The sequence below is a fragment of the Nitrospirota bacterium genome, from assembly GCA_004296885.1.
Classification (GTDB): domain Bacteria; phylum Nitrospirota; class Nitrospiria; order Nitrospirales; family Nitrospiraceae; genus SYGV01.
In genome coordinates this window covers 209,140-229,485 of record SCVN01000002.1, presented here as the reverse complement: position 1 = coordinate 229,485, position 20,346 = coordinate 209,140, and the positions used below count along the sequence as shown (strand labels likewise).

The window sequence follows — 20,346 nt, the reverse complement described above, 5'->3', positions numbered from 1 at the left end:
GGAGGCCGCCCGAGGGTTCTGGCAGGGGGTTCAGGACTTCGCCGAGGGCGCAAGGACGGTTTCAATCCCCCCAGCCCTCCCCCGCCTGCCAGCCGCCTATCGAGGAAAAGCTTCTTTCACCCCTCCATCGACCGGAATCATGGATCCAGTGGTCTTCGCGGAGCGATCCGAGGCCAGGAAGAGAACTGCCTCCGCGACATCCGAGCCCGACACTTTTACTTTCAACAGGGTTCGTTCAACGAAATGCGCTTCGAGTCTGGCCATCGGGATGCCATAAGCCCTGGCACGTTGTTTCTTGATCTGCGAGGACCAGATGCCGGACCCTTCGATGACCGCATCTGGATTGACCATATTGACTCGAACGCCGAACTCCGCTCCTTCGATGGCCAGGACGCGTGCCAGCTGAGCCTGCGCCGCCTTTGACGCCGAATAGGCGCCGAAATGCTTTCCAGGCGCCAAAATGTTCTTAGTGGCAACCACTACAATGTTGCCCCCCAGCCCTTGTTTTTTGAAGATGTGCATGGCCTCTCGGCACACAAGGAAATGGCCCGTGGCGTTCACGGCGATGGAATCGCTCCAGTCCCCAAGGGACAACTCATCGAGCGGGGCGCTCCGGGCAATCCCGGCGTTGGAAACCAGGATATCAAGCCCCCCGTAAGCCAACACGGCCTGCTCGAACGCGCGCGCGACGCTCGCTTCGCTGGTCACATCCATGAGGATCGGGACGGTGTTGCCCTCCCCTGTCCGTGAATTCAGTTCGTCCGACAGGGCTTGAAGCTTGGATTGATTGATATCCGTCAGAATGACAGACGCTCCCTCTTCAACGAGCCGGGCGGCGATCGCTCGCCCCAATGCGCCAGCCGCCCCCGTCACGAGGGCAATCCTCCTGGAGAGCAGCTTTTCCTTCGGCAGAAGGGTCAGTTTGAAGTTTTCCATGGGCCAGTATTCAAAGTCGCACATTTCCTTGGCGGAGATTGTCGTGTAGGCATCGATGCTCGACGCATTGAGAATCACGCGCATTGTATGCACATAGATATCACGGGTGATTCGAGCCGCACGCCGATTCTTTCCGGTCGTAACCATGCCGAGGCCGGGAACCAGAATGACTCTGGGATTTGGATCGAGCATGGTCACGCCTGCCGTCCTGTACCGATTGAAGTACCGGATGTACTCCTTTCGATACTGTTCCACTCTCGTCCGGACCGCCTGATCGACCAATGCCGCTGCCTGGGTCTTAGGCAGTTCCAAGAATAGAGGCTTAGGCTTCGTATGAAGCATGTGATCAGGAGTGAAGGGCCCGATTTGAGACAGACGTGCTGCCCGAGGATCACCGACGAACTCAAGAACCGGCTTGGAATCGTCATAGACCATCACCATCCGCCCGAATTCGCTGATTATCCCGCGCAGAACGGGCATCATGCTCACAGCGAGCTTGTGGCGGTCTGATTGAGAACCGCGATTCCCTGGACTCGTCACATGAGTCTTCCCGTATCGCTGGACATACCGCTCCGCTACAGTCACCATCCTGATCGTTTCCTGATAGGCGGCTTTGGGGGTATCGGCCCAAGTCACGAGCCCGTGCTTATCGAGAATGATCCCCCGGAGAGCGGGATTCCGATGGTAGGCCTCCGCGACGAGCTTGGCCAAGCGAAACCCGGGACGGACATACGGAACGAGGGCCACACCCTTCCCGTACACCCGGTGGATGAGATCCGCACTGCCGGGCGTATCCGTCAGCGAACAGATAGCGTCAGCATGAGTGTGGTAGACGTGCAAGGCCGGAATGAAGGCATGAAGTAGCGTTTCAATGGAAGGCCTTGGAACCGTTGGATCCATCACACAGCGAGACTGGAAGGCAACCATCTCCTCGTCGGTCATGGCATCCTGCTTCATGAGCGGCAGAAGCTCATCCAGCCGAAGCGGGGTGAACTGATAGGCGGTGATGGTCTTCATATCCGAACCGCTACCCTTGATCCATAGGACCCGAACCTCACGCCCGAGATGATCCTTTTGGAGCACTTTGGCCGACGAGTTGCCTCCTCCCCAAAGGACAAGACCCTCTTCCTGCCCTATGAGCCGGCTTGTGTAGACGAGGGCATCGAGTCCATTCAGTTTGTTCGCGATCTTGTCAGACCACCGACTTCTCATAACCCTCCCCAGACCCGCCATGGAGCCACATGTGATACAGACGACCAGTCCGATGCGGAGCGCCAGGCGTGATCGCCCTCCGCATCCAACCAAGTCCCGCACACAGCCGCATCATCGACTTTTCTCACCGCGCTGTCCCAAACTCCGCTCGCGCCCTTCATTCTTGTCCGAAACCCAGGAGCCGCCTTGTGCAGCGTGTCCAGTAGATGCGGCGTCCAATCGAAACACGTCCACGATCCGATGCGTCGCCACGGCCATGCGGGTCCCATCAGACGAATACGCAAGGTCGGTGATCGAGAGGAGATATCTCTTCGACCACACCTGGCGCATCTCCTTGGATTCAACGAGCACCACCTTGCCATTCTCCTGCCCATACGCCAAATAACGACCATCGGGAGAAAAGGCCAGAGTCTTCACTGCGGAAGCTCCTTGGAATTCCACCAGCACACGCTCCCGACTCCAGTCCAAGATTCCGATGTGCCCGTCTTGGCGGCCATAGGCAAGCAATTGGCCATCCGGCGAAAAGGCCACACCCGTTACCGCGCCATCAGTTTTTTTGCTGAGGACCGGCAGAGGAGTCGAGTTCTCGCCGAATGTCCAAACAACCACTTCCCCCGTCATCATTCCGACAACCAGATTTTTTCCGTCCGGCGAGAACGCGAGCGTAGATACGGGATCAAATCTCGCCTTGACCCTAACCACCCCGCCCGTCTCCATATCCAGGAAGCCCAACGGAAACGATCGGTCGAGGCTCCCCGAGGCAACCCACTTACCGTCTGGCGAGAAGGCGAGCGCGGTGATCTCGCCTTTCTGGTGATAACTCTTGAGAGAGACTCGCCCCGCCGACTTGGAGGAAATCAGGCGCCCAGCCGCATCACCCGCCACCCACATGTTCCCATCGGACGACACGGCCAATGCGGTCACAGTGCCAGGTAATTCTATCGCGGCCACCGGCCGAGTCGCTCCAAGGTTCCAGACCTGCACCAGACCATGGTCGCAGGCATCGGCGCTTGAACCCGTCCCGTTGGTGGAAGATGGCATCTGGCAACCACCGACAACCAACGAACGTTCCCCTTGGAAAAAGGCCACCGCCTTCATCCAGCCTGGGAACCTGACCTGCTCGGCTTTCTCCAGATGAGGACCGGCCCCTTCCCCCCGGTCGGTGGAACTTGGCATAGCCCTGCATCCCGCGTTCAAAACAAGCGACAGCATGATCAATAAGAATCCAACCCTTCGGACATCCCACCGCATTGACACCATCATGGCTCGGCCCGTTCTTCTCCGACTTTGAGCATCGGCGTTCTGAACGCCCGAGGTGAGACGCGGTACGAAGTCCCGCTCAGCTCTTTGAAAAACAGGTCAGCCAACGACGGCATCAACGTGACCGGCAGTCCGGATAACTGACAGATGTTGATGATCTTGGCCTGTGCCTCGGGAGAAACGGAAGGAATGGCAATGATAATCTGATCGACGGCCAGACGCTCCACGCTCTCCAGAATCTTGTCCCGTCCTCCCAGGACCGGGATCCCGTGGATCCGTCGTCCCTGTTTCTCGGGGTCATCATCGAAAAATGCTACCGGGGCGCATCCCAGCCGGACATTGTTCCTCATCTCCCGGAGCACCAATTCTCCCGCGTCCCCTGCGCCGACGATCACGACACGTTTCCCCTTCACCTCGGAAAGACCCGCCAGATACTCACGGATGACATGGATCAACAGACGAGCCCCACCGAGCAGCAACAACAATGTCATCCAGTCGATGACCAGCACTGTCAAGGGAAATACATGAAACACCGGCATCAGGGCGGCCAAGGCCGCCATGGCGATGGCGGAACTCAAGGTGACCGCCTTCAAGATGGCGATGAGATCATGAATCCCGAAGTATCGCCACACTCCGCGATAGAGCTGGCAGTACGAGAACACCACCAGTTTCAACGGTAGCAACAGAGGAAGAGACAATGCGAGTTCACGGAAGTGGTCTGGAGGGATATCTCCGTCATAACGGATGACGAAGCTCCCCAAATACGCCAGACAGGTGAGCACTGCAAAGAGCACAACCTCGAAAATCTTTCTCTTGTGCATCAGGAAGACTTCGAAGACGACACCCCGATCGACAACGGGACGTCCGCCCACCTCGCTTTCGGTCCCATAGGTCACAATGCCGCTCAGGAACATGCCAAAGTAGACAATCCCGATGACCATCAGGGTCCCGAGGAGGGCCGGAAGCAACGCATTGTACCAGACGCCCAAGAACGCGATAGCACCGCAGACGGCACTGATCAGATAGAACAGCAATACCGCCTTCCTTTCCGATAGCCCGAAGGCCACGAGGCGATGCGAGGTATGGTCGCGTCCGCCAATCGAAATCGATCGTCCGTTCATCCAGCGAACCAGCGTCACGAACGTGGTGTCAAAGATGGGGACGGCAAGCACGAGGACCGGCGTAAGAGCTGTCAACGCGAGACTCGTGGCGCCTTCCCAATTGCTCTTCACGGTCAAGGAGGCGAGCATGAACCCGACGAACATGCTGCCGGAATCCCCCATAAAAATGGTGGCCGGATTGAAATTATAGAAGAGAAATCCCAACGTCGCGCCACAGAGGATCGCCGCCAAGAAAGCGACGGAATAATTGCCGATTGAGAAGGCGATCAAGAGAAGAAAGAACGAGGCGATGCAGGCGGTCCCGGCCGAGAGGCCGTCCATATTGTCGAGCAGGTTGAACGCGTTAGTCAGGGCCACGAGCCAAAAGATCGTTAGCGCAATCACCGCCAGGCTCAACCCCTGCGACGACGCCACAAAAGATCCAAAGGTTGCAATCCCTGCCGCGACGATCTGAACAACGAGCTTCGTGTAGGGTTGCACCCGATAGAGATCGTCGATGACCCCGAGCCCGAACATAACCGTGGCCCCGGCCATCAAGAACAACAGACTTCGGTCGTAACCATACAGCATAGCGAAGGGGACCAGGAACGCCACAAAGATCCCCACCCCCCCGAACAGAGACGTAGGCTTCTGGTGCCACCGGTCCTGTCGCGGATACGCCACGTAGCCCAAACGCTTGGATGCCCAGCGGACAACCGGGGTGAGCGTGAGAGAGAGCAACAGCGAACACGAAGCGCCCGTGGCGATGGTGTTCCACACGTCAGGCTGGCCTCTGCTCGAAGTAGTCGTTCACCGATTTGAGGATCCCATCGAGCCCCACGGTCGGGCGATAGCCAATCAATCGATGGATTTTGTCGAGGGAGGGGACCCGCCTCACCATGTCCTCGAACCCTTCGGCATAAGCCTGAGCATACGGGACAAACGTAATGGGTGAGGTACTCCCGGTCAACCCTTTTGCGCGCTCGGCCAGCTCGAGGATGCTGACTTCCTCCGTGCACCCCACGTTAAAGATCTCCCCGACTGCGCCAGGATGCTCGGACAGCGCGATCAAGGCGTTCACCACATCACCGACCCACGTAAAGCAGCGGCGCTGGCTGCCGTCGCCATACACCGTGATCGGTTCGCCGCACCGGGCTTGGCTGATGAATCGGGGGACGACCATGCCGTAGCGTCCGGTCTGCCGGGGACCGACCGTGTTGAATAAACGGGCCACGATGGTCGGAACCTGCCGTTCCTTCCAGTAAGCGAGAGCCAGGAACTCATCGATCATCTTCGAGCAGGCATAGCTCCACCGGCCCTTATCGGTGGCCCCCAGCACCAAATCGTCCTCTTCGCAGAACGGGACCTTGCTGGCCTTGCCGTACACTTCGCTCGTCGAGGCGATCATGACCTTTTTTTTCTTCCTGCCCGCCAGTTCCAGGACGATTTCAGTCCCTTTGATGTTCGTTTCGATTGTCCGGACGGGACTCTCCACGATCAAGCGCACCCCGACCGCCGCCGCAAGATGCACGATGACATCGGCGCGATCGACCAGTTCCGTCAGAACCGCCCGGTTCATCACGGTGTCGAGGACATAGCTGAAGCGGGCGTTGGATTTCAAATGCTCAACGTTGATGATGCTGCCCGTGGAGAGATCGTCGATAATGGCCACGTCCGCGCCGTGTTTCAGCAACGCATCCGCCAGATGCGACCCGATGAACCCCGCTCCTCCCGTGATCAGATACTTCATGCCCCTACCTTTCTTCCGGATGATGGTCGTCCGGCCAGCGAAGGCCTGCGGCCTGCTTGCACGTCAGGAGAGGCCTGTTCTTCCAAGCATTCACGGTACAGCGCCATCGTATCGGCCACCAAGCGCTGCTTCGAAAAACGATCCCTCACGAATCGTCGGCCCGCCAACCCCATGTCAGCCATCTGCGCGGGATGGGCCAAGAGGTGTTCCACCGCAGCGGTCAACCCTTCAACATCACCCGGAGACGCCAGTGCCCCGTTGGCAAAGAGGCTGAACAGCGGGCGACCACCCGATCCACAGACCACTTGTTCAGCTCCGACCATCAGGTCCGCCACGCCTCCGACGCGCGCGGCGACAAAAGGACGCGCCGCGGCCATGGCTTCGATCAAGGCAACCGGCGTGCCTTCGTTGGTCGAGGTCAACAGAACGAGAGCAAATCGCGGATACACGCGAGAGAGGTCATCCTGCCACCCGGCAAAGACGACTTGCTGATCAATCCCCGCCTGCTTTGCACATTGTTCCAGCCCAGACCTCAACTCCCCATCCCCCGCCACAAAGAGACGGTACCGATCTCTGCCGGGATGACCGACAATCAATCGTTCAAAGACCTGCAGCGCCAGGTTCGGGTTCTTGATCGGAACAAGTCGTCCGACAAAACCGATCACGACGTCCCGGTTATGGTTCAAAGCTCCGCGATCCGGTTGACCCTCGGAGATCCGAAGCAGCGGGTCCAAGTCAAGCCCGATGGGAATAATCCTGAATTTGCCGGGGGCGGCAATGCGATAACGGCCGGATAGATCAGCCAACTGGCCCTGACTGATCGCGACGATCCTCGTGGTGAAGCAAGCCAGCACCTGCTCGATGGCGATGAACAGCCTCGTGGTGACTGGGCCGAAATACCCGTGAAAGACGTGACCGTGAAACGTATGGATCCTGATCCGGACGCGGGCCAGCAGGGCGGCAATGCGCCCCAGCGTCCCGGCCTTGGCGGTATGGGTATGCACAATGTCGGGACGCTCCTTCGCGAGAAGGCGGTAGAGTTTCCACAAGGCCACCAGGTCATCCGCCAGAGAAATCTCTCGGCCTAGTTCAGGAATCACCACCGGATTAACGCCGAGGCGACTGGCCAGATACAGCATGTTCCCCTCTGATTGTCCGATCGTACCGGTGACCAAGATCGACTGGAAATCCTTGTTGCTCAACTCGTGGGTAAGGAGCACCGCGTGGACGGCGGGACCGCCGATGTTCATCCGGCCTAGGACCCGGACGATCTTTACTGGTTGCACGGAATCCCGCTCCACGATACGTCCCGAGACTGCCCAGGCGCAATAGCTTGAAACCGCCTTCCCGCCTGCATTCGCTCGCCCTCCACACTGGAGCACCCCCAACGCAAGCGCCTCTCAGGGCCGAAGTCCGGCTCGCGCACGGACATCGAGAGGAGAGAATCAACCGTGCATGCGCTCGACTGCCTTTGAAGGAACCGGGGACACATCGGTCAAGCTGCCATTGCCATTCTGATCAATGACCGCCGCCTCGCTTTCTCCCGCCGGCAGGGAATCCCTCAAAGCCTCGTAGGCCCTCAGCCGGTCGAGGTGATCGAGGAACAACGTCAACAGAATTCCAAAGACCAGTGCCGAAACCCCGGCCAACCCCATATACTTCAAGGGGGTCGGCTTGCTGGGGAAATCCGGGGGAAGCGCAGAGTCCATGACCTGAAGGGTTGGCAAGTCCTTCGCTTCCGTGATCCTGGCCGATTCGAGCATGCCGACCAGCATGCCATAGACGGCCTCTTCGACTTTGACCTGCCGGTTCAGCCGGAGCAGACTCAGCCCTAATGCAGGAGCTTCTTCGAATGCCGGGTAAAACTTCTTCGACAAGGGTGCCCGCTTTCTATTCTTTGTCGCTATGCCGAGAACCTGGTCCTGCTCCATGCGATCGAGTTGGCCTTGTAGTTCCTTGATCTGAGCCTCTAGTTGATTGATGCGTGGATGGTCAGCAGTGGCAAACTCCCTCAAGCCGGCCAGCTCAACCTGGAGCCCCACGATCTGGCCGTGAAGATCCGCCGCAGCCAGGGCCCCGGACGACGTCTGCTCATCCCCCAGAACCCGCTGCGTCCTCCGAAATTCCTTAAGCATGTTCTCCGCTTCATCGAGCTTCTTGGATTTCTCCGCGAGCCTGGCTTCGATAAAAATGCGCATCCGCTTGGTCGAGGAGGTGTTATATTCCTTGTTCAGTCGATCGAGGTTCGCCGCCGCCGTGTTGGCGATCTCGGCAGCCATCTTGGGGTCCCTGCTCAACACCACAATCTCAAACGCCTTGTTGGGAGTTTGTTGCAACGAGGCTTCTGACTGGAAGGCCCCCATCGCCCCGCGTAGAGAGTCCGTTTCGTAGTAGTTCATCAAGTTCAGTTGCTGAACCACTGCCATCGCCATCGCTCGGGATCGAAATAGGACGTTCAGGACATCGGCCTGACTCGCCGCGCCCGACTTGCCCAGAACATCCGCCGCAATACTCCCGCTCCCACCCCCGCTGCCCCCACCACCACTCTTTCCCCCGCCCCCGCCCCCGCCTCCAAACGAGATGCCGCCGCCCAGCGTCTCCTCTTTGACAGTCAGGAGAGTGGTCTTGGTTTCATAGAGCTTCGGCATCGCTTTGCTCACAAGGCCGGCGACCATGACCGACGAGACAACAAGACCCACAATCATCCGTCTAGCGCGGTAGATGATGCGCCAATAACCGAGAATCGTGAGGCTATCGTCCGGAATGGGGCGTTGGATCACGTTACCGTCCAAAATTGGTGAACGCGGCATAGAACCCTACCATGCTGAGTATGACCCCGGTGACGGTTCCCACCAAGGCAAAGTAGTCCTGCCAGGTCTTAAAGATCTTTTCGAGGATCACCACCGTATCCCCGTTATTCAGCTCCACATTGGCGACATACGGCTCCATGGTACCGTCGGCCCGCTGGATGAATGATCGTCCCAAATCCGCGGTCAGCGAGGGCCCACCGGCCCGGCTGAGATACTCTTCAGCATGTCGCCCTGGGAAATAGCTGTATGCTCCGGCCTGCTTCACCGCGCCAGCCACATGGACCCGCCGGACCTGCGCGGGGATATAGACCTGATCCCCTGCCTGTAACACCACGTTCTGGCTTTCATCCCTTGCATTCCAATACCGCCGGAGGTCAATCGGGATCCGCATCGTTCCTTCCGGAATCTTCGTCTCCCGCTGGATCAAGACCCCCTCCAGATCCCACCACGGATTTTGCCCACCCACCGAGCTCAGGAGGACCGACAGGCGCTCCCCGTCCTTCAACTCCACGAGGTAGGGAACCGAGCTTTCCGTCAGCAATCCGCCAGCCCCAGTAGAGACTTCCGTAATGTAGGCCGCCACTCGATTCGCCTCCATGGGCGGAACAAACACCACATCCCCATCTTGCAGGAAGGGATTTTCTTGCTCGCTTCCCTGGCGGAGGAACGCGACAAGATCGGCTATGGCCACAACCTGCCCTTTCCTCCGCACCTGGATGCGGCGCTGGCTGCCTGCGCCAAGCACCCCTCCGGTCTGGGCGATCACATCCGACACCCTCTTGACCGGGGTCGCAAAATAGGTACCGGGATTCATGACCTCGCCCAGCACCAGAACCTGAAAGACTCGCAAAGAGGTCAGGCTCACACCGACCATGACACCTCGATGCCGCTGCTTCACCTCGGTTTCAAGCAAGTCCTGAGTCTGGAGCAGGGTCAGTCCTTCGACTTTGATTTCTCCAATCCCAGGAAGATTGACCTTGCCATCGGGCGAAACTTTGACGTCATAGGTGTCATCGAAAGCGCCCCAGAGATTCACGACCAGGCCGTCACCGGCTCCCATGAGGTACTTGTCCGGTGCAACGGCTTGGGAAAGAGCCTGCCCACCTGGCACCGTCTCCTCTGCAGGTGTGACGGAGACCACTCCTTGCCTTCCTCCTCCGGCCCCACCGCCTCGTGCCCCGGCAGCAGATCCACCCTTCCCGCCCGATGGCGTCGCACTGCGTCCACCTGAGCCAACCTGGGCCAATCCGGCATTCAACACCCAGGGCCCAGCCGTCAACTGAAGGACGAGCACGATGATGATCATGCGTTTCAACCGAAGCATCAACCCCTCTCTTGTTCCAACCCGGGCCAGTAAAAATGAGCCTTCGTTCGCATGCGGACGAAGGACCATTCCAAGCTTCTCCCGATGGCGCCTCGCAGGGCGAGGCCACGCAGCACACAGTTCCCCCTAGGAAGGCGAACGGACATTAGCGCCCCGGCAACTCATCAGCAGGCGCACCAGGCTGTGCCCCCTTTTGCGTCAAGTCTCGGTGGATTTTACAACCCGTTGAAATCAGGAGCAATGTCGAGTGGAAACACCACGGCGGCAGTATAGCAGAGGTCTACCAGCTTGTCACTATCTCCCTTTTTAATCACTTCCTTACAAAGAGGAAGGCCCCATTCTGCATCCGGCCATTAGTCCTTGGGATCAACTCTGTCCGAGAGCCTCACCCCGTTCTCCTCACGGGTAGCCGGGAATCCAAAAATGCCCGGCCTTCCTTGTGGACCAAGGCAATGATCCCCAGTAGGAAGAACGGCAGGATTTGGAGTTTGTATCGAGCGCCAGACCCGAAGTTGGCCATGACGATCAAACCGTACAACAGGGCCCAGAGCAGGGTCATGGACAGAAGCCAGATCACGAGAGGGTCTCGCAAGTAGCCGAGCCGGAAACGAATCAGGGCAACAAGGCACAGCCACAGGATTACGCTGTTCTCGACGGCGGCAAGCGCGGTAAACGCATTGGTAATGTCGAATGGCAGAGGTCTGAAGAGGCCTGAAAAGATAATCAGCGGAATCGAGACTTCCCCCGGTTTCGGGAGCTCCGCTTGGGAGCCTCCCGCAGATGCCACGGCTTGCGCTCTCGTTCCCATGGCCTCCACTAACATTTCCGGAGCATAGATATCGGTCAACCCCATGGAAAACAACATGGCCTGGGGGCTGACAATTAACAGCGACACCAGCACCGCGGACAACGTGAGGCCGACCTGCCAGGGTCGGCATCGCCCCATGAGTGTCGCCAGGCCGAGCACGGCCGCTCCCATGATCGCGGTCCAAGGCCGAAACAGATAGGATCCGAACAGGCCCAACCCCACATACCAGAGGGCGGCGAATCGGCCCTGAACCAGCCACATGGCTCCGCCATAGGCATAGAGCCCGAGAAAGACGAGCTGCAAGGGGTCCTTTCCGAGGATCGAGGACCAGAACAGAATCGACGGAAAGAATGCCAGGAGGTAGAAGGCCTGCGGGTACGGACGGCCCAACGTCACTTCGACCGCGCGGTAGAACCACCAGACCCCCAGCAGACCGAGGAACGCAAAGCCGATCTTCATGGCATGGTAAAACGGGCCGGTAATGGAAGCCATGAGCACCATGAATCGGACACCGTTCTCCGTCCCGATTCCGTGCGTCACGAAGCTCCCCAGATCACCGGTTTGTTCAATCGGCCGCAGAGCCGGGAGCATGTCTTGCCGGAAGTCGTGACCCGGGTACATCCAGAATCGTCCCGTCGCGCCAGAGTTGAAATAGGTATAGGCGTCAAGGTCGTAAAAGCGCTCATAGACAAGCATGGCGACCAGGACCACGAAAAATTTCACCAGCCAGGCCGTCATGAGCATGCGGCGGGGTTGCCCGTCGAAGAGGACGAACAGAGCCGTCGCGATCACAAACCACCAGAACAGCCCCATCGCATAGTCCAGTTCGAGCCCGAACAGCATATTGCGGCCGCTGAAGTGGACCAATCGGACGCCGAAGACATGCATGTTGATCCCGACCCAGGCAGCGCACCACACCAGCGGGAGGAAGGCGAGCTTCCAGCCCAGCTTGCGATACGCCGGCCCGGCTGGAGCCGACGTCGTTTCTTGGGTGTGGTCTAGCACTTCATCCTCCGGACTCGCGTTCACGACCTGCTTCTAGATGTAGCCCTTCCAGCGGTAGTAGAGAAGGGCCAGATATTCATGGGCAATCGCCCGGACATGCCGCCGGGCGACCTGGTCCCGATCGCCGAAGAAATTGCTGTCCACGGACGGCGTGATCTTGACGACGGCTTCAGGGAAGTTCTTTTGCGCAACCAGCCGGCTGCGCCGGCCGTTATAGAGCGACGTCACGAGTAACGCGCGCTTCCAGCCGTGAGTTTGCATGATCTCCCGCAGTGTCAGAAAGCTAAGATAGTTGCCGCCCCCAACTTCGTCAACCAGGATGGCTTCCTCCGGAACCCCCAGCGAAACGGCTAAAGCCTGCATCACCCGCGCCTCATTGAACGCCCGATTGACCCCTGATGAGAGGATGAGGTGCTTGGCATATCCGCGCTGATAAAGATCAACCGCCTGCCGAACCTTTTCCTGATAGGACTCGCTCGGCTCGCCGGACTCGCCGATGCCTCCGGCCATGACCGCAACGACATCAGCGGAGGCCGGCTCTTCCATGATCAGGAGCGGTTTCGCCAGCCACCATACCAGCGAAGTCTGGAAGACCAAAAGATAGCCCAGTAGGCAGGCGGCTGCCGCTGCGGAAGCCCTCCGCCGGGCCGTCAAATAGAGCTTGGAGAACGTTTGCTGCCAGGCCTGCTCGCGCACCTTGGCCTTTTCTTCGAGTTTTCCCCGAATCAAGCCTTCCATGGTCTCGATCTTCCGGTCCCACGCATCCTTATCCACCTGCCGCATCCGTTCCGCGCGTAGGCCCTCGTTGTCGCGGCTAAGGCATTCCTCGATCTGTCTCAGGAACGATTCGTGACTCGCCGCGACGGCCACGATGCCGTCATGATGTCGGTTGAACTCCTCCACCTCCGGCAGGTTGGTTGACACCACCGACTTGCCCAGCGCCAGGTAATCGACCAGTTTCGCCGGATGTATGCTGCGCGTGAAATCAGTGAGGATGTACGGGATGAGGCAGAGGTCAAAATACTTAATGTAGGCAGGGACCTCCTCGTATCGCTTCTGCCCGAGAAAATGCACGTTCGGCAGCCGTGCAAGCCGGCTCACGTCGGTTTGCAAAGGCCCGACGAAGACGAGGGATTTGTCGGGATGCGCCAGCGCCACTTTTTCGACGAGATCAAAATCCACGATCTGACGGACCCCGCCCACAAAGCCCAGGATAGGCCGCTTGATGTCGACCAGATCGACCGGTGGGGAGCCGCATGGGCGATGGAAGATCTCCCGATTGAAGCCATAGGGGAAGAGATGCACCTGATCGGTAAAGGGCTTGCAGCGGTCAAACAGCGCCTTGGAGTGCGCAAAGACTAGGTCCGCCTTCCGGAGCAGCGCATTTTCAGGCTCCCTGATACTCCGGCTTTCTGCGGCAGTGGCCTCGAAGTTGTCGGCACAGTAGTAGATCACGAGCTGCGCGTTGAGGTCCCGAATCAATTCCTGAGCGAGAGCCGTCGGCAACCACGTCCAGACGATCGGATTGTCGAAACGCATGGCCTTCGTCCAGCGCAATAAGGTCCACCGCATCAGGTGTTTGTTGATGAGGCACGCCAGCCGGGAATAGGGAAAGGGCAATGCAAGAGGGGCGTAGACATACAGATTGTCCATGACCTTCCGGATGCCCTTGACGCCCTTCCTCCAATTCAAGAGGCGGGCCTTGAGCCGCGGCAGGTCTTGGAACGTGACGTTTCTTACGCCGGTGTTTTCGATAAAAAGCACGCGGTGTCCCTGACGGGCCAGCGTGGACATGATTTCCTGATGCCCTTGCCAGATAAAGTCCCAGTCAATGGTCGAAATGCAAACAATGTTCTGAAGAGCGGGACTCATGTCGTTGCGCGGGTACTCGTTTTCATGCTTCATGCGATCCGCGGAAAGCAAAATGAGAACATGCCCTGAGCGGCCCAAACCAACAGCATGGGCACAGAGAGAAGATCCAGACTGCTCCTTCGCCTGGCGAGCGTCCCGTGCTTGCCACGGGCCACAAGCCCGGAGTCATCGAGCCCAGCACGAGGGCATAAAGCAGCTTCTAGCCGGCGGCAAATACCGGAGGGAGTCACCAGCAATAATTTGGTCGCATAGGTTGGCGTGAATGGGAAGACATACCACAACTGTCGAAGACACCGCCACAGAACGCCGCGAATCACCCGCAATGAACCGCAGAGTGTTTCCGCGGGAAATCGCGCAACCGATCATCGAATGGCTTTCCCCATGTTGGATGGCCGGTGGCAACTGGAATCAGATCATCGTCCGCATACGGAACCGCACCCACTGATTTACGCCCCAGGAAAGCGCCGGAGAATTGCTCCATTCCCATTCGCCCGGCCGCTGCACCACAGCATTTCCCATGCCATGCTTGAAATGGAAGACCCCTGGATTGTTGTCCCGATCGACGCCGCCGAGATCATAGATCAGGACGCCGCGCTGCTTCAATTCCTGCAGCAGTCTCCACAGGACGACATAGGAGGCGTAGCTCTTCCGGCCTTCCATGGAGGTCGCGGCGAACAAATCGTATCCATAGGGACCCAGCCACCCGCCGGCGCGGGCCGCCACGATCTGCCCGCCGCGGTTCCGTGAAACCACCAGGATCATGCGATGGCCAAAGGCACTGAGCATGCCTCGAAGCTCGGCTTTGCTGATGTTGAGCGTAAAGCCTTTGTACTCCGCCATGGCTCGATACAGCTCGAACAGGGCTTCAGGGTCCCGACCTTCCCAGCGCTCGACGGTGGACGCGCGAGCTTCTCCCCGCACGAGATTGTGACGCCAGTTGCCCGTCAACCGGCTGCGCCACTTGTCCTCAGCCTCCTCAAGCGAGAAGAGGATCGTGCAGCCGTTGTTCAGCCGTGCAGGTGACAGTTTCCAGCCGGAAGCGGTCAGTTCCTGGGCCACCTGCTCGGCACGCGTCACCAGCATGGGATCAATGCGCAGGTAAAGCCGGCTGCCTGTGAATTGACGCGCCAACGCCTCTCGCAATTCCTGCCATCTTGGCTCCCGGAGAAGCGGCCCGCCGGGCACCCAGATCACAGTGACGCGCGGCCTTCGGATTTCCTTGATCAGACACTGCGCGCCCCCCCAGACCGTGTCGCCGGAACGGAACAGGCAGCGGACGGGACGCCAGCCCAACGCGCGCTTGTACTCTCCCCAGAGATGCCCCTGAAGAAACGCCGGCGTCCGGAAGCCGGTCACCCAATCGTCCCAACAGCGGGTGGCCTCGTCATCGGACAGGATGGTCATCTCGAAAGCCATGGGTCCGCCGTTTCAGCCCTAGGCTGTCCCCTGGATCTCGATTTGACGGGCGAGAACAGGCGCCAGGCGGGAAGAAGCCAGCCAGCGGTCAAGCAAGCTAACGATAGTCCCTGAGCCGGCCACGTGCAGATCGGGATGAAAGAGCGTTTCGGAATAAGCCAGACGGATGTCGCGGAATGTGTCCCGCAGCTCGGCTTCTATCCTCTCATCGAACCGGTAGAAGTGCATCCCGGAAACCGCCATCCCGTGCTGGTGATAGGACCTTCCGAAAAGGCGGTGCATGAACCTGGCCGCCGGCACCGAGCGCACCCAGGTCAGGTGGCATTGCGCGCCCGGCTTCAAGATACGCTTCACTTCCTCCAATCCGGACAGGCGGCGCTCCGGGGGCAGATGCTGAAAAGCCTGCACGCTCCAACAGCCATCGGCAAGGTGATCGTCCAGCGGCAAATCGGCGATGTCGGCATGCAGGCAGAGGACGTTTGGGTACTCACGGAAGGGCAGCAGCATCCGGCTGACCAGCAGATTGGTCATGACAAAATCCACCAGGACGAACCTGATCTGTCCAAACTCCCTGGCCAGCCCCACCCACTGCCAGCCGAATCCCGACCCCAGATCCACGAGAACCGGATCCGGACTGGAGGATGAGCGGACGAGCTGGCCCAGGACCCCCCGCGCGCGGCGCTGCATGACTCCCCGGGAATGGAAGCGATTTGCCTCCCGGACGGCTTCTTCAGCGGTGCCCAGGAAAGGCGAGGCAAGGCGCTCCCGCCACCTCCGCTCCGATTCCTGTGACTCGACGCCGCGGAACCCGCGCTCCATTGCGATGCCGTCCTGCCCCACCTCCACGATTCTTCCATTGCGTCCCTTGATGATTTCGGACCACTGCATTGTCATTGTCCGCGCCATACGCGCGCCTAGCGGAGGCGGTGCCGGAGAGCCTGCAGGGCGAAAGACGCCGTCAACCGAAGGAGTTTATAGACGTATCCCGCCATGGTCACCTTGCGACGGTGGAGCGCGGCGACGCGAACGGCGGCCCGCCACCGTTTTCGATGACTGCCCGACGTGATGTTGCCCGACCGGTCGCAGTAGTCGCCCAGCACGTCCGGAATGAAACAGGGCCGCGTGTAAGGCGACATCCTGATCCACAACTCATAATCCTGGAATGCCATCAAGGTCTCGTCAAAAAGGCCGGCCTCAAAAAGCAGGCTTCGCCGGCAGGTCACCGCTGAGGGAGAAAACATGTTGTTGTAATACAGTTGTTTGGGCAACGGCACCGCGGCGTCGAACCGGGCGCCATAATCCAGCAGCAGGAAGGACCCATCGCTCCGAAGATGTCTCTCATTGTGGCAAAACATGTTGGCGCCGGGGTGCGCCTCCATCGCCCGGATGACCATCTCCAGCTTGTTCGGACGCCAGACGTCGTCCGAGTCTAAGAATGAGATCCACTCTCCCCGTGCGCGCCGTATGCCCTCATTTCGTGCCGCTCCCGGCCCCCGGTGCGCGTTCCGGATCACCTGCGACGGGAGACGGGGATGCCGGCTCAGAAACTCCTGGACCAGGTCTGGCGTGCCGTCCGTCGAGCCGTCGTCCGAGACGACGATTTCACAGGGGAGGATGGTCTGGGCGACGACGCTTTCCAGCGTGGCAATCACAAATCGCCGCGAGTTGTAGGTGGGACAGATGACCGAAATCGTCGGCGCCGGAGGGGCGCCGGGTGCAGGTCCCGGCGGACTGATGGCGGGATGATTCAATGAGCCGGTGCCGCCCACTTCAAGACAAATCGCTGCACGCAGGGCAGACGGGGTCGGCTTTCGTGAATGAGCGTGGGCGCTTCAGTCCGGGCGCCATACCCTGGGAAATACCATCCACCGGGTGACGGTGACGCCTCACCTCGTACGTGCCTCCAACGGGAATCCTCCTCCGCCGGCGCACCGTTCGGCTCCGACCAGAATGCTCCGGCAAAGCCCCCGCTCCGGTTGCGGACTGCAAATCGGCCCCCTCCCTCACCCTCCTTCGTCACCTGCACGTCGGGTGACCATTGAAAGAAGGTCTCGATGGTATGCCAACACCGCCCGTCCAGCCGGTCTTCAATGATCAGTTCGTTGCACCGCACCGTGAACGTTCGTCGGAAGGAGACGGCATCTCCGGCCAGACGGTGAAAACCGGCATGTTCGATCCAGAGACTGAGACCCGGGTCTTCGGTTTTCCATTGAACCTGAACCTGTCCGCAACGGTAGAACGGCGGCAACCGGTTGGGATTCTTGTAGACAAAAGGTTCGAGCCCGTCGAGGATCACATTGTTGTGGGCCCGTGCGGACACCCCGTACAGTCCAAGAGCATCGTCCTCTCTGTAATTGAACCGTCCGGGATCCGTGAGGATCGCCGAGCCATCCCAATACAGGGCAAAGGAACCCGTATCGCAATGTCCATGCGAGACAAACGACGGCGCGCCGGCCGGCTCCACGTGCCAGAAGAGGGTAAGCCGGCCCAGATCGAGGCGGTACCATCCGCTCAACGGAAAGGCCTCAATCCGAGGCTCGGCGCTCTCCGCCACTCTCTCACCTCCCTCGCCGGAACGCTCCTGACCGAAGAGACGGCCCCATCCCGCCTGGCGGGGCGCGCTCGGAAGCTGTGGCGGAGCGTAGAGGCTTTGCGCCAAACCAGACCACGGCAGGCCCGCCAGCCAGGTCCAGGAAAAATCGGGCGAGACGTCGCCGATCAGCGGGATGGTCCACTCGCCACCGTCCTGGTCGAAGACCAAGAAGGTCCAAGACCGCTGCACCATCGAGGCGGCCACGGGCTCGAGCAGGCTGAGACACTCCCGATCACCGGTCAACCGCGCCAGCCAGATCACTTCGAGAAGCCAGCGGGTCACCAGAAAGTGATAATGGGCGGACCCCTCCCGCAGAAATCCCTCCGAGTTCACGATGGCCGGCAGGTCGTGTCGCAGAATGGCCAAGGCCAGCCGGCTGCAGGAGGGAGCGGCAAGCGTCTGTCCGGCGAAATACAGGGCGCGGGCGTTGTTCAGGACATGGTTCCACGCGAAACCCGGCCGACCGTACTCCAGCCTGGCCGACACATGACAGGCCATGTCCAGCAGCGCCTTTCCCAGCTCGCCGGGGACAACCGGCAAGCCGGGGGGACCGCCATCGGAGCAGGCCAGGAACAGGATGGCATTGCAGATCCTTTCCCCTGTCGTATAGGTCTCCCATGGGAGGCCCCTCTTCGGCTCCCCCATCGTCCGGCTCCAATCCAGCATCAAGGTCACGCCCCAGTCACGAATGCCCGGAAAAGATCCGGTGGTCAGCCTCGTCAAAAGCCAGTTCCAGCGGTGCAAAGACACGAGTTGCTCCGGATCCTCGAACCGGCTGCTCCAATCCGGCGTGCCGCAGCAGGCCAGCGCGCCGACCGCAAGGTCGAGGTCGTAGGATCCGAGGCCGCTTGCAGAAGATCCGGGGGACACGGAGGCAAGAGTCTGGCGGTCGAGATCCGGGTCCGAGGCCACCCTCTTGAAGGCCGCCTTGACGCTCGGCGGATATCGCCAGGCATGGGGAGCCGCCTTTGCAAACAATTTCACACCTGCCTGCCTAGCCCAGAACGACAGCAGGGCCGCCACGAAGAGCGGTTGGCGGCACCGCTTCCGAACGTTGAGCCATTCCTGGTCCATGCCGGGTCAGGCCCTCGATCCCTTCACGCAATCGCCTGAGCACAGACGGCCGAAGCCTGGCCGGGGTGGGAGGCTTGCACCTCGGCGCGAATGGCCGGGTTCCCCAGCACGGTCATGATGTGGGCGATGTGCTCGGCGTCAATGTCCTGGTGCACCGGGAGCGTCAGGATGCGCTGATAGGGATGGGATCGCGGCAAACCGGCGAGCACCGACGGATCAAGCGCGAGACCCGTTCCCGCGGGGATGCCAAGCGCTTCCAGTCGGCTTGCGGCTTTTCCCGCATCGTAATGCTCCTTGAGAAACATCACGAACATGTAGGGAACGTCCCGCTCGGCGTCCAGGGCCAATACGTCCCCCCATTGAGCGAGAATGTCTCGATGCTGCATGTACAGGGCATAGTTCTCTCTTCTGCGCTTGGTCGCGACGTCGCCACTGTCGCCAGGAAGCAACCGGCGGAGGAAACGCCAGGCATAATTGAAAGGCGGCAACTCATCTCCGCCGTCGCGGCGCGGAGGGGCGTAGCTCATTTTCATCAGGAGCAGCGCCTTCTTGGCGACCTGCCGGACCATCCAGTCCAGCATTTCCGTCGCATTCCCCGTCGCCACGGCGCCAACCCGCCGGCTGAGGAAATCCGCGAATGCGTCGCGGCCGTCTCCGACGACCAGCACCCCGCCATGAGGGACCGGGTAGACTTTTCGTAGGGAGTAGAGCTTGGCAGCCACCCGATCCTCCTCAAAGGCGGCGTGGTGAGGGAAGGGCAGGTGCACGCAATCTTCAATCAAGGGAAGATCTTTTTCACGGCACCACCTCGCGACTGTCTGTCTGTTGCGGCTGAGGCGTCCATAGAAATGCCCCAGCACGATGGCTTGGCAACGTCCTGTTTGAGTTTCAAGCTCCTCAAGAGCTTGCATCGAGACCTCGAAGTCGGCTCCGAGCGGGTAGTACCGGGGTTCGTATCCATGCTGCTTCAGCGCGTGACCGACATCCCGGCACATGTAATCCGGGAGGAGCACGCGACGGGGGGCGCCAGGGCGTGTCTGACTTACATAGTCCAAATAGGAGAGGAGTCCATAGCGCGCACAGGAGAAAATGCCGTAATGCGGAAACGACAATCGCCTCGAGCCGATCAGCGAGCGCAGGCTGACGACGGGCTGGCTGGGGATGTATTTGGGCATAAGCGACGGCG

The 20,346-nt window shown here is 59.9% G+C and carries 14 protein-coding genes; all 14 read right to left on the bottom strand.

Annotated features, from left to right (window positions below; translation table 11 throughout):
• Positions 1–96: 96 nt before the first annotated feature.
• A complete protein-coding gene (gene rhaD / locus EPO61_01325) occupies positions 97–2,169 on the bottom strand; it encodes a bifunctional rhamnulose-1-phosphate aldolase/short-chain dehydrogenase (GenBank protein ID TAJ10951.1) in 2,073 nt (690 codons plus the stop codon).
• 90 nt (positions 2,170–2,259) lie between these two features.
• On the bottom strand, positions 2,260–3,411 hold the full coding sequence (locus tag EPO61_01320; protein TAJ10950.1) for a WD40 repeat domain-containing protein: 1,152 nt from the start codon (positions 3,409–3,411) through the stop codon (positions 2,260–2,262).
• Positions 3,408–5,288, bottom strand: a complete 1,881-nt coding sequence (locus EPO61_01315) for a hypothetical protein (GenBank protein TAJ10949.1) — start codon at positions 5,286–5,288, stop codon at positions 3,408–3,410. Before EPO61_01315 ends, EPO61_01320 begins: the two co-directional genes overlap by 4 nt.
• 1 nt (position 5,289) lies before the next feature.
• Positions 5,290–6,258, bottom strand: coding sequence for an NAD-dependent epimerase/dehydratase family protein (locus tag EPO61_01310; GenBank protein TAJ10948.1), 969 nt, complete (start codon positions 6,256–6,258; stop codon positions 5,290–5,292).
• The gene (locus tag EPO61_01305; protein ID TAJ10947.1) at positions 6,255–7,544 is read right to left on the bottom strand and encodes a glycosyltransferase family 1 protein; all 1,290 of its coding nucleotides are present in this window, start codon (positions 7,542–7,544) and stop codon (positions 6,255–6,257) included. The genes EPO61_01310 and EPO61_01305 overlap by 4 nt, the downstream gene beginning before the upstream one ends.
• 159 nt (positions 7,545–7,703) lie before the next feature.
• Entirely contained in the window at positions 7,704–9,068 is a 1,365-nt protein-coding gene (locus tag EPO61_01300) for a hypothetical protein (GenBank protein TAJ10946.1), read from the bottom strand.
• Positions 9,040–10,461 (bottom strand): hypothetical protein, encoded by a 1,422-nt coding sequence (locus tag EPO61_01295; protein TAJ10945.1) that lies wholly within the window; start codon positions 10,459–10,461, stop codon positions 9,040–9,042. The genes EPO61_01300 and EPO61_01295 overlap by 29 nt, the downstream gene beginning before the upstream one ends.
• A 316-nt stretch (positions 10,462–10,777) precedes the next feature.
• Positions 10,778–12,229: a hypothetical protein gene (locus EPO61_01290; protein TAJ10944.1), complete on the bottom strand. Its 1,452-nt coding sequence runs from the start codon at positions 12,227–12,229 to the stop codon at positions 10,778–10,780.
• Between the two features lie 9 nt (positions 12,230–12,238).
• Entirely contained in the window at positions 12,239–14,110 is a 1,872-nt protein-coding gene (locus EPO61_01285) for a glycosyltransferase (protein TAJ10943.1), read from the bottom strand.
• Between the two features lie 375 nt (positions 14,111–14,485).
• On the bottom strand, positions 14,486–15,493 hold the full coding sequence (locus EPO61_01280) for a peptidoglycan bridge formation glycyltransferase FemA/FemB family protein (protein TAJ10942.1): 1,008 nt from the start codon (positions 15,491–15,493) through the stop codon (positions 14,486–14,488).
• 18 nt (positions 15,494–15,511) lie between these two features.
• Positions 15,512–16,399, bottom strand: coding sequence for a class I SAM-dependent methyltransferase (locus EPO61_01275; protein ID TAJ10941.1), 888 nt, complete (start codon positions 16,397–16,399; stop codon positions 15,512–15,514).
• Positions 16,400–16,407: 8 nt separating this feature from the next.
• Entirely contained in the window at positions 16,408–17,286 is an 879-nt protein-coding gene (locus tag EPO61_01270) for a glycosyltransferase (protein TAJ10940.1), read from the bottom strand.
• Positions 17,241–19,160 (bottom strand): hypothetical protein, encoded by a 1,920-nt coding sequence (locus EPO61_01265; protein ID TAJ10939.1) that lies wholly within the window; start codon positions 19,158–19,160, stop codon positions 17,241–17,243. The genes EPO61_01270 and EPO61_01265 overlap by 46 nt, the downstream gene beginning before the upstream one ends.
• Before the next feature lie 23 nt (positions 19,161–19,183).
• Positions 19,184–20,335, bottom strand: a complete 1,152-nt coding sequence (locus EPO61_01260) for a hypothetical protein (protein ID TAJ10938.1) — start codon at positions 20,333–20,335, stop codon at positions 19,184–19,186.
• Positions 20,336–20,346 lie beyond the last annotated feature (11 nt).